Consider the following 236-nt stretch of genomic DNA (forward strand, 5'->3'; position numbering starts at 1 on the left):
GGATGGACACACCGCTGGTGTACCAGTTGTCTTGCCAAAGGCATCGCTGGGTAGCTATGTGTGGACGGGATAAGTGCTGAAAGCATCTAAGCATGAAGCCCCCCTCAAGATGAGATTTCCCATAGCGCAAGCTAGTAAGATCCCTGAAAGATGATCAGGTTGATAGGTCAGAGGTGGAAGCGTGGCGACATGTGTAGCTGACTGATACTAATCGATCGAGGACTTAACCAAACTTT

At 49.2% G+C, this 236-nt stretch carries 1 rRNA gene; it reads left to right on the forward strand.

Going from position 1 to position 236, the window contains the following annotated elements:
- Window positions 1–231 (forward strand): 23S ribosomal RNA (locus LJC66_RS27645); the annotation flags it as partial.
- Window positions 232–236 lie beyond the last annotated feature (5 nt).

The organism is Priestia sp. TSO9 (genome assembly GCF_021029645.1).
Classification (GTDB): Bacteria; Bacillota; Bacilli; order Bacillales; family Bacillaceae_H; genus Priestia; species Priestia megaterium_E.